We start from the raw sequence: 9792 nt of genomic DNA on the forward strand, positions 1-9792 counted from the left end.
CGGCCTCCTGCGCCGCGCGCCCGGGGCCGGGCCCGGCGCGCCCGCGCCGGTTGCCGCCGCCGCGGTGGCGGCCGCCCGGCGCTACTTCGAGGGCGCGGCGACGGACTTCTCGGACCTCCCCGTCGACCTCACGGGCCAGGACGCGCTCTTCCGGCGGATCTACGGCGCTTTGCGCCGGGTCGGCTGGGGCGAGACGACGACCTACGGCGCCCTCGCCAGGGCGCTGGGCGCCGGGCCCGAGGCGGCGCGGGACGTCGGCCGGGCCATGGCGGGCAACCCGGTGCCGCTGATCATCCCCTGCCACCGGGTCCTGGCGGCGGGGGGCGTCGGGGGCTTCTCCGCGCCGGGGGGCGCCGACGCGAAGGTCCGCATGCTGCGGCTGGAGGGCGTCGACGTCGCGCCGCCGCCCGCCCAGCGCTCCTTCGGGTTCTGAGCCGACCGGCGGGGCCCGGCGGCCGCGGGGATCAGCGCGGCGCGACGGCCCGGCGCAGGATGCGGCCGAGCTGCTCGGCCGAGTAGGGCTTGTGCAGCAGCTCGAACCCGTGGGCGCCCTCCTGGGCGAGCACGTGGCTGTAGCCGGAGGCCAGGACCACCGGCAGGCCGGGCAGGCGCTGGCGGAGCTCCTTGGCGAGGGCGATCCCGCCCATCCCGGGCATCACCACGTCCGAGAACACCGCCTCGAAGCCGCCGCCGTCCGGGCCGAGGCGGTCGAGGGCGTCCTCGGCATTGACCGCCCACACGGTCGCGTAGCCGAGGTCCTGCAGGATCTGCGTCGCGAAGCGGCCGACCTCGACGTTGTCCTCCACCACGAGGACGCGCTGCCCCGAGCCCACGGGCGAGAGCGCGTCGTCGACCGCCGGCCGCTCCGTGTGGGCCTCGGGCTCGATCTCCGGGAGGTAGAGCGTGAAGGTCGTGCCCCGGCCCGGCCGGCTCTCGACGGCGACGTCCCCGCCGGACTGCTTGGCGAAGCCGAACACCTGACTGAGGCCGAGCCCCGTGCCCCGGCCGACCTCCTTCGTGGTGAAGAACGGCTCGAAGATGCGCCCGACATGCTCGGGCGCGATCCCGCTCCCGGTGTCGGCGAGGGACACCGCGGCGAACGGGCCCCTGGCCCCGGCGTGCCCGCGGATCGGCGGCATGGCGTCCGCGCAGGTGAGCCGCAGGGTCAGGGTCCCCTCGCCCGCCATGGCGTCGCGGGCGTTCACCGCCATGTTGACGAGGGCGGTCTCGAACTGGCTCAGGTCCGCCCTCACGAAGCAGAGCGCCTCGGGCACCTGCGTCACCACGCGGATGCGGGCGCCCGTGACCGTGTCGAGCATGTCGGCCACGGCGCGCAGGCGCGCCCCGACCTCGAACACCTCGGGCCTGAGCGTCTGGCGCCGCGCGAACGCGAGCAGCTGCCCGGTGAGCTTGGCGGCCCGGTCCACGGTGTCGGACACCGCGTCGAGGTAGCGGCGCTTGCGCGCCTCCGGCAGTTCGGGGCGGCGCAGGAAGTCGACCGAGGAGCGGATGATGGTGAGGAGGTTGTTGAAGTCGTGCGCCACGCCGCCGGTGAGCTGGCCCACCGCCTCCATCTTCTGCGACTGCCGCAGCGCCTCCTCGGCCGCGAGCAGGTCGCGGGTGCGCGCGTCGACCCGCTCCTCCAGGGTCTCGTTCAGCTCCCGCAGGGTCGCGGCGCTCTCGCGCAGGGCCGCCCCGGCCTCGACGCGCTCGGAGATGTCGCGGGAGATTGCCACGAGCTTGAGCGGCCCGGTCCCGTCCGGCCGGAAGGACGCGAAGCTCACCTCCCACCAGCGCGGCTCGCCCCGGGCGGTCGGGCCGAACCCCTCGATCCGGGCGATCTCGCCGGCCGCGGCCCGCGCCATGGCGTCCTGGACCTTGCCCCGCTCCGCCTCCGGCCACAGGTCCGCGAACGGGCGGCCGAGCACCGCCTCGTCGGAGTCGAGCTGGTTGAGGGCGACGCCGCGGGCGTTCATGAACTCGAGCCGGCCGTCGGCCGACAGCACGTTCACGCCGTCGGGGCTCGCCGCCAGGATGCCCGTGACGAAGGCCGCGCTGCGGCGGACCTCCTCGCTCGAGGCCACGTTCGCGTGGGCGTTCAGGTGGAACGCGATGAGGTCGGCGAACAGCTTGAACATGCCGACCGTCTCGGGCGTGTTCAGGCGCGCCGGCCTGGGATCGATCGCGCACAGGGTGCCGAAGAAGGTGCCGTCCGGCAGCACGATCGGCATCGAGATGTAGCTCGCGAAGCCGTACAGCGCCGGCGTCGGGTGCCCGCAATAGACCGCGTCCTCGGACACGTTGTCGATGACGACGGCCGTGCCGCTCCGCCGGATCTCGCGGCAGAGGGTGGTCTCGACCCGGAGCTCCCCGCCGGGCTGGAGCCCGAACGCGATGTCGTCGCGCACCTGGCAGGCGACCCAGCGGTCCTCGGTGACGCGAGCGACGGCCGCGAATCCCATGCCGGTGGTGCGGCAGACCACCTCCAGGATGGTGGGCACGGCGGCGATGCTCGAGACGGCGAGGATGTCGGCGGCGATCGCGTGGCCCGCTCCCGAATCGGGCGCCGGCACGCTCATCGGACGCGCGCGTCCGGCGGCGCGCGGCGGGAATCGGGGCGGGCGCGCCGGGCCGGCGCGCGCGGTCCCGGTGCGGCCCGGCTCCCGGCGGCGTCGGCGGAGGGACCCGTGCGGGCGGAGACGTGCTGTGCGGCCATGCGGCAAGCCTAACATGCCCCCGCTCGGGGTGTCGCTTCCCTAAAGCGGCGGCCGCGGCCGTCGCGGGCGTCGGCTGCACGCCCGCGCCGCGCCCCGCCCGAGGCCGCGTTCTCCTGCACCCGAGGGATGCGCGGCGCCTGGACAAGTCGCGCATCAGGCGCCATGACCTGACGCAACTTAACCTGGATTGACCCGTTGCCGTTGATGTCGCCGTCGCCCTCAGTTCCCGTCGTGGTCCTCGTCGTCGAGGACGAGGGGCTGGTGCGCCTGATGGCCGTGGACATGCTGGAGGATGCCGGCCTGACGGTTCTGGAGGCCGGGAACGCCGACGCGGCCCTGGGCATCCTGGAGAGCCGCAGCGACGTCGCGATCCTGTTCACGGACGTCGACATGCCGGGCTCGATGAACGGCTTCGCCCTGGCGGCCCGGGTCGCGGAGCGCTGGCCCGGCATCCGCCTGGTGATCACCTCGGGCCGCTGCCAGCCGGCCTACGGCGACATGCCGGATGCGGGGCTGTTCCTCGCGAAGCCCTACCTCCCCGGCCAGCTCGTGAGCGCCATCAGGCCGGCCGGCTGACCGCCCCCGCGGTCCCGGGCCCCGGGGCCGGCCCGTCCGCGAGGCCGAACTCGGCCGCGCTCGCGAACAGCCAGTGCCGGAAGCTCTCGGCGTAGCTGCGAAACACCGCGACGTCGAAGGCCTCCTCCCCGTCGGCCCGGTCCTCCGCCCGCCACAGCACGATGCCGACATGGCCGGCGAGCGTCACGGCGGCGTCCCCCGCCGCGAAGGCCGACGGGTGCAGGTCGACCGGCACGCCCTTGGCGAGGACCGCCCGCACGGCGGGCCCGGACAGCCGCAGGACGCCGTAGCCCGAGGACTGGTCCGCCACCGCGGCGAGGCCCGCGAGGGTCGCGGCGAGCGCGCGGGAGAAGCGCCAGCCGCCCCCGGCCCCGACGGCGAACCAGGTCTCCGGGCCGGTGCCGACGAGAGCGAGGTCGCCCGCGCGCGACACCGTCGGGCCCGGCCGCAGGACGAGGCCGCGGGACGCGCGCAGGACCTCGGCGAGGTCGCCGCCCCGGCCCCTGCGGGCCGTCACCGTGGCGAGGCCGAGGCCCTCGCGCTCGCGCACCACGAGGCGGCCGTCGGGGCTCGACGCGGCGAGGCCCCCGAAGGCCGGGACCGGGCGCAGGGAGGCCTCCGCGGCGGCGCCGGGCGAAGGGGTCCCGGGCCGGGAGGTCCCGGGTCGGGAGGTCCCGGGCATGGACGCGGCCTCAGGCATGGAGACGGACTCCTTCCGGGTCGACGAAGACGGGCGGGCAGACCTCGACCGGCACGTCGGTCCCGCGCAGGAGGTCGACGGCGCGCAGGTGCTCCCCGATCCGCTCCGGGCCGCGCCGCAGGAGGGCGAGGGCGATCCAGCGGCCGAGGCTCGGCGAGAACGCCGCCGAGGTCACGTAGCCGAGGTCGTTGGCCGTGGTGGCGGCCGCGCCGGGGGCGAGAAGGTGGGCACCGCCGGAGAGTCGGCCCGCGGGATCGAGGGGCCTCAGGCCGACGAGGCGGAGGCGGTCCGGGTCCACGAGGCCCGGCCGGCCGGCGAGGGCCCTGCCGACGAAGTCCTTCTTGCGCGACATCAGGCGCCCGAGGCCGAGATCGCCCGCCGTGGTGGTGCCGGAGATCTCGTTGCCGGCGACGTGGCCCTTCTCGATGCGGAGCACGCCCAGGGCCTCGGAGCCGTAGGGCGCGACCCCGAGGAATGCCCCGGCGGCGAGGAGCGCACGGCCGAGGGCGTCGCCGTAGGCGGCCGGCACCGCGATCTCGTAGGCGAGCTCGCCCGAGAACGAGAGGCGGAAGAGCCGGACCGGCACCCCGGCCCACTCGAACTCCCTCGCGCCCATGAAGGGCAGGGCCGCGTCCGACACGTCGGCGGCCGCGCCGAGCAGGGCCTCGAGCAGCCGGCGCGCCCGGGGCCCGGCCACGGCGTACTGCGCCCAGGCCTCCGTCACGGAGGCGAGCTGCACGTCGGCCTCCGGCCAGAGCACCTGCGCGCAGTACGTCAGGTGCTTCATCACCCGGGCGGCGTTCGCCGTCGTGGTCGAGACCACGAAGTGGTCGGGCGCGAGGCGGGCCGCCGTGCCGTCGTCGAGGACGAAGCCGTCCTCGCGCAGCATGACGCCGTAGCGCGCCCGCCCGACCGGGAGGCCGGAGAAGCCGTTGACGTAGACCCGGTCCAGGAAGGCGCCGGCGTCCGGCCCCTGCACGTCGATCTTGCCGAGGGTCGAGACGTCGCAGATTCCGACCGCCTCCCGCACCGCCCGCACCTCGCGCGTCACCGTGGCGAGCCAGTCCGCCTCGCCGGGCGCGGCGAACCATTGCGGGCGCAGCCACTGCCCCGCCTCGACGAAGGTGGCCCCGCGCTCCGCCGCGAGGGCGTGGCCGGCGGTGAGGCGCGTGGGCTTGAAGTGCCGGCCCCGGGCGTGGCCCGCGAGGGCCCCGATCGCCACCGGCACGGTGGGCGCGCGCGCCGCCGTGGTGCCGACCTCGGGGATCGGCCGGCCGAGGAGCCCGGCCATCAGGGCGTGGCCGTTGAGGTTCGAGAGCTTGCCCTGGTCGGTGGCCATGCCGAGGGTGGTGTAGCGCTTGAGGAGTTCGACCGACCGGAAGCCCTCGCGGTGGGCGAGCGCGACGTCCGCGACCGTGACGTCGTGCTGGAAATCCACGAAGGCCTTGCGGGCGCCGGCGACCGGCCAGGAGGCCGCGAGGCCCGCCGCCTCGTCGTCCGCCCGGGGCGCCTCGCCCGCGCAGCCGCCCAGGCCGCAGGCCTCGGCCGCCTCGCGCCCTGCCGCGTGGCCCTCCCGGAGGGCGGCCCCGAGGCTGAGCGTGCCGCGCGCGGCGCCCGCGACGCTCATGCCCGGCGGCAGGCCCCCGGGCACGAAGGCCGCGATCTCCTCCGACCAGGCGGGCCGCGCGCCCAGGTGGGTGGTGAGGGCGAGGTTCGGGTTGTAGCCGCCCGACATCACCAGGAGGTCGACGGGGAGGCGCTCCGTCCGCCCGCCCGCGGCCGCGACCGTGACGCCGGTCAGCCCCAGCCGGCCGTGGGTGCCGGCGACGCGCCCGCCCCGCAGGAGGCGGGCGCCGAGGCGGCGCGCCCGCTCCTCGAGCGCCGGCGGGCCCGCCGGGCGCGGGTCGATCACGGCCTCGATCCGGGCGCCCCGCTCCGCGAGGTCGAAGGCCGCGCGCCAGCCGTCGTCGGTCGCGGTGAGGACCGCGACGCGGCGGCCCGGCAGCACGCCGAAGCGGTTGACGTAGCTGCGGGACGCCGCCGCCATCATCACGCCGGGCCGGTCGTTGCCGGGAAACACCAGCGGCCGCTCGATGGCGCCGGCGGCCAGGACCGAGCGCCGGGCCGCGATCCGCCACAGGCGCTGGCGCGGCCGGCCGGGGTCCGGCACGGCGAGGTGGTCCGAGACCTTCTCGACCGCCCCGAACGTGCCGCCGTCGTAGGCGCCGAACACCGCGGTGCGGGCCATCAGGGTCACCCCCGGGAGGGTCGCCAGCTCCGCGACCGCCCGCGCCGCCCAGGCGGCGGCGGGCCGGCCGTCCACCGCGTCGCGCTCGCACAGGAGCCGGCCGCCGAGCGCGAAATCCTCCTCGCACAGGATCACCCGCGCGCCGGCCCGGCCCGCCGCGAGGGCGGCCGCGAGCCCGGCCGGGCCGGCGCCGATCACCAGGAGGTCGCAGAACGCGTAGGCCCCCTCGTAGGAATCGGGATCGGGCAGGCCGCTCGACCGGCCGAGGCCGGCGGCCCGGCGGATCGCCGGCTCGTAGACCCGCTCCCAGAACCCGGACGGCCACTTGAAGGTCTTGTAGTAGAAGCCGGCGACGAGGAGGGGCGCCAGGAGGCCGTTCACCGCGCCCGCGTCGAAGGCGAGGGACGGCCAGCGGTTCTGGCTGCGCGCCGAGAGCCCGTCGAAGAGCTCGACCGCCGTCGCCTTGGAGTTGGGCTCGCGGCGCGCGCCCTCGCGCAGCGCCACGAGGGCGTTGGGCTCCTCCGGCCCGGCCGTCACGATGCCCCGCGGGCGGTGGTACTTGAAGGAGCGCCCGACGAGGCGGACGCCGTTGGCGAGGAGCGCCGAGGCCAGGGTGTCGCCGAGGAAGCCCTCGTAGGCCCGGCCGTCGAAGCGAAAGCCCAGGGGCCGGGCGCGGTCGACGAGCCCGGCCGCGTCGAGGCGGTGGCTCTGCACGTCCCTCATCGGGCGCCCTCCCGGGCCAGCTCCACCGCGAAGATCGCGTGGGTGCGGGTGTCGCGGGTCACCGCGAGCCAGGAGCGGCACCCCGCCTCGTGGTACCAGAGGCCGCGGTGCCGGCCGGCCGGGTTGTCGCGCAGGTAGACGGCCTCGGCCCGCGCGCCGGCATCGGCGTCCGGGCCGGCCCCCGGGCCGGCGTCCGCGCCGGCCTCTGCGCCGGCCCCCGGGCCGGCGCCCGGGCCGGCGCCCGGGAGACCGGCGCCCGCCGCCCCGGCATCGCCCAGGAAGCTGAACTCGCGCAGGTCCCGCGACCCGCAGAATGGACAGGCGATGCGCATGGGGGTGGTCCCGGGGCCGGAGCGTCAGTGGAGGTTGGCCTGGGCGCCCTGGCCCTTCTCGTCGATCGTCGCCCCGCGCAGGAACCGGTCGAGCCGGTAGGCGGCGGCGGCGGGCTCGGGCGTGCCGGTGGCGATCAGGCGGGCGAAGCAGTGGCCCGAGGCCGGCGTCGCCTTGAAGCCGCCGTAGCACCAGCCGGCGTTGAGGAAGAGCCCGGGCACCGGCGTCGCGTCGATGATGGGCGAGCCGTCCATGGACATGTCCATGATGCCGCCCCAGGAGCGCAGCACCCGCACCCGCCCGAGCGCCGGCATCAGGGCCATGCCGCCCTCGCACACGTCCTCGACGGTCGGCAGGTTGCCGCGCTGGGCGTAGGAATTGTAGCCGTCGATGTCGCCCCCGAAGACGAGGCCGCCCTTGTCCGACTGCGAGATGTAGAAGTGCCCGGCCCCGAAGGTCACCACGGTGTCGAGCAGGGGCTTGATCGCCTCCGACACGAAGGCCTGGAGGACGTGGCTCTCGATGGGGAGCCGCAGGCCCGCCATGGCGGCGACGCGCGAGGAGTGGCCGGCGACCGCGACGCCGACCTTCCCGGCCCGGATCGTGCCGCGGCTGGTCTCGACGCCCGCGACGGCGCCCGCGGGGTCGCGCAGGATCCCGGTGACCTCGCAGTTCTGCACGATGTCGACGCCCCGCTCCGAGGCCGCCCGGGCGTAGCCCCAGACCACGGCGTCGTGCCGGGCGGTGCCGCCGCGCCGCTGCCTCAGCCCGCCCCTGATCGGGAAGCGGGCGTCGTCGAAGTTCAGGAACGGGAGCGCGCGCCGGACCTCGTCGGCGGACAGGAGCTCGGCGTCGATCCCCTCCAGCCGCATGGCGTTGCCGCGCCGCACCGCGGCGTCGCGCTGGGCGTCGGAGTGGAACAGGTTCAGGACGCCGCGCTGCGACACCATCGCGTTGTAGTTGAGGTCCGCCTCCAGTCCCTCCCACAGCCGCATCGAGAGCTCGTAGAAGGCCGAGTTGCCGGGCAGGAGGTAGTTCGAGCGGATGATCGTGGTGTTGCGCCCGGCATTGCCCGAGCCGATCCAGCCCTTCTCCAGGACCGCCACGTCGGCGAGGCCGTGGTTGCGGGCGAGGTAGTAGGCGGTCGCGAGGCCGTGCCCGCCCCCGCCCACCACCACCGCGTCGTAGGCGGCCTTCGGGGCGGCGTCGCGCCAGGCGGGCCGCCAGCCGGCATGGCCGCGCAGGGCGTTCGCGGCGAGCGAGAGGAGCGAGTAGCGCATCGGCCGTCTCCGTCGCGCGGCCGCCCGGGTGGCCCGGCCCAGCGATCCCGGCCCCGGTATCGCGCGCCGGCGGCCCGGCGACTTGACCGACGCGGACGCTTCCTTGCCCGGGCGAGACATGCTGAGATGCGGGCGCCCGCCCGGGCCCCGGGCCTCCGCCCAAGCCCCGCCCCGGCTCCTGCCCCGCTCCCGCCCATGCCCCGCCCCAGCCCATGCCCGACACGCCGGCCCGGTTCGCGTTCCTGCTCCTGCCGGGCTTCGCGCTGATGTCCTACGCCTCCGCGGTGGAGCCGCTGCGGGCCGCCAACGTGCTCGCCGGGCGGGACCTCTTCGCCTGGCTGCACCTGTCGCCGGACGGGCGGCCCGTCGCGGCCTCGAACGGCGCGACCCTCGCGGTGGAGGGCGGGCTGGAGCGCCTGGGCGAGGCGGCGACCATCCTCGTCTGCGCGGGCGGCAACCCGGCCCTCTACGACGATCCCGCCACCTTCCGGGCGCTGCGCGCCGCGGCGCGGCGCGGGCTGACGGTCGGGGGCGTCTCGGGCGGTCCCTTCGTGCTCGCGCGGGCCGGCCTCCTCGACGGCTACCGGGCCACGGTGCACTGGGAGCACGCGCCCGCCTTCGCGGAGGCGTTCCCCCGGGTCTCCCTCGTGCCCTCGCTGTTCCAGATCGACCGGCGGCGCCTGACCTGCGCGGGCGGCGTCGCCGCCCTCGACATGATGCACGCGGTCGTCGCGGCGCGGCACGGGACGGGCCTGTCGGACGCCGTCACCGACTGGTTCCTCGCCGCGCACGTCCGCCCGGGCAGCGGGCAGCAGCGGCGGGGCCTGCGCGAGCGCCTCGGCGTGGCGAGCCCCCGGGTCGAGGCGGCGGTGGCGCTGATGGAGCGGCGCATCGAGGAGCCGGCCTCCCGGGCCGAGCTCGCCGCCGCGGCCGGGATCTCGCCGCGCCAGCTCGACCGCCTGTTCGCCCGGCACCTCGCCGCCAGCCCCGAGCGGTTCTACCTCGGGGTGAGGCTGGAGCGGGCGCACGACCTCCTGGCCCAGACCACCCTGTCGGTGACGCAGGTCGCCGTGGCGACGGGCTTTGCCAGCCCGAGCCACTTCGCGCGCGCGTTCCGGGCCCGGTACGGACGGGCGCCGCGATCCGCCCGCGCGCCGCGGCCTTCCCCCGCACCGCGGGCCGCCCGCGCGCCGCGGCCTGCCCGCGCGCCACGGGCCA

8 protein-coding genes are annotated in these 9792 nt (G+C 76.6%); 3 read left to right on the forward strand and 5 right to left on the reverse strand.

Annotated features, from left to right (window positions below):
• The coding region (locus DT057_RS32225) for a methylated-DNA--[protein]-cysteine S-methyltransferase (RefSeq protein WP_162501574.1) at window positions 1-433 on the forward strand (433 nt) is incomplete at its 5' end.
• A 31-nt stretch (window positions 434-464) separates the two neighbouring features.
• Here DT057_RS32225 and DT057_RS32230 read toward each other — a convergent pair.
• On the reverse strand, window positions 465-2579 hold the full coding sequence (locus DT057_RS32230; RefSeq protein ID WP_128566118.1) for an ATP-binding protein: 2115 nt from the start codon (window positions 2577-2579) through the stop codon (window positions 465-467).
• 342 nt (window positions 2580-2921) lie between these two features.
• Here DT057_RS32230 and DT057_RS32235 point away from each other — a divergent pair, with 342 nt between their 5' ends.
• Window positions 2922-3293 carry a response regulator gene (locus DT057_RS32235; RefSeq protein ID WP_128566119.1) on the forward strand — a complete coding sequence of 124 codons (372 nt, stop codon included), beginning with the start codon at window positions 2922-2924 and terminating at the stop codon, window positions 3291-3293.
• Here DT057_RS32235 and DT057_RS32240 read toward each other — a convergent pair.
• Genes DT057_RS32240 through DT057_RS32255 form a run of 4 tightly spaced genes read right to left on the reverse strand, consistent with a single transcriptional unit; the run spans window position 3277 to window position 8574 of the window.
• Window positions 3277-3993, reverse strand: coding sequence for a sarcosine oxidase subunit gamma (locus DT057_RS32240; protein WP_128566120.1), 717 nt, complete (start codon window positions 3991-3993; stop codon window positions 3277-3279). The two genes, DT057_RS32235 and DT057_RS32240, sit on opposite strands and share 17 nt — an antisense overlap.
• Window positions 3986-6964: a sarcosine oxidase subunit alpha family protein gene (locus DT057_RS32245; RefSeq protein ID WP_128566121.1), complete on the reverse strand. Its 2979-nt coding sequence runs from the start codon at window positions 6962-6964 to the stop codon at window positions 3986-3988. The genes DT057_RS32240 and DT057_RS32245 overlap by 8 nt, the downstream gene beginning before the upstream one ends.
• The gene (locus tag DT057_RS32250) at window positions 6961-7296 is read right to left on the reverse strand and encodes a sarcosine oxidase subunit delta (protein ID WP_128566122.1); all 336 of its coding nucleotides are present in this window, start codon (window positions 7294-7296) and stop codon (window positions 6961-6963) included. Before DT057_RS32250 ends, DT057_RS32245 begins: the two co-directional genes overlap by 4 nt.
• A gap of 24 nt (window positions 7297-7320) precedes the next feature.
• Complete coding sequence (locus DT057_RS32255; RefSeq protein WP_128566123.1) at window positions 7321-8574, reverse strand: sarcosine oxidase subunit beta family protein; 1254 nt, start codon at window positions 8572-8574, stop codon at window positions 7321-7323.
• 212 nt (window positions 8575-8786) lie between these two features.
• Between DT057_RS32255 and DT057_RS32260 the strand changes: the two genes are divergently transcribed.
• Window positions 8787-9792 (forward strand): GlxA family transcriptional regulator (locus DT057_RS32260; RefSeq protein ID WP_162501575.1); only part of this gene is annotated, 1006 nt, incomplete at its 3' end.

Origin of the sequence: Methylobacterium crusticola (genome assembly GCF_003574465.1) — a bacterium.
Lineage (GTDB): Bacteria > Pseudomonadota > Alphaproteobacteria > Rhizobiales > Beijerinckiaceae > Methylobacterium > Methylobacterium crusticola.

Bases quoted from the DNA above. Each gene is read 5' to 3' on its own strand.
- DT057_RS32230 (WP_128566118.1), bottom strand. From the start codon at position 2,579: ATGAGCGTGCCGGCGCCCGATTCGGGAGCGGGCCACGCGATCGCCGCC.
- DT057_RS32235 (WP_128566119.1), top strand. From the start codon at position 2,922: ATGTCGCCGTCGCCCTCAGTTCCCGTCGTGGTCCTCGTCGTCGAGGAC.
- DT057_RS32240 (WP_128566120.1), bottom strand. From the start codon at position 3,993: ATGCCTGAGGCCGCGTCCATGCCCGGGACCTCCCGACCCGGGACCTCC.
- DT057_RS32245 (WP_128566121.1), bottom strand. From the start codon at position 6,964: ATGAGGGACGTGCAGAGCCACCGCCTCGACGCGGCCGGGCTCGTCGAC.
- DT057_RS32250 (WP_128566122.1), bottom strand. From the start codon at position 7,296: ATGCGCATCGCCTGTCCATTCTGCGGGTCGCGGGACCTGCGCGAGTTC.
- DT057_RS32255 (WP_128566123.1), bottom strand. From the start codon at position 8,574: ATGCGCTACTCGCTCCTCTCGCTCGCCGCGAACGCCCTGCGCGGCCAT.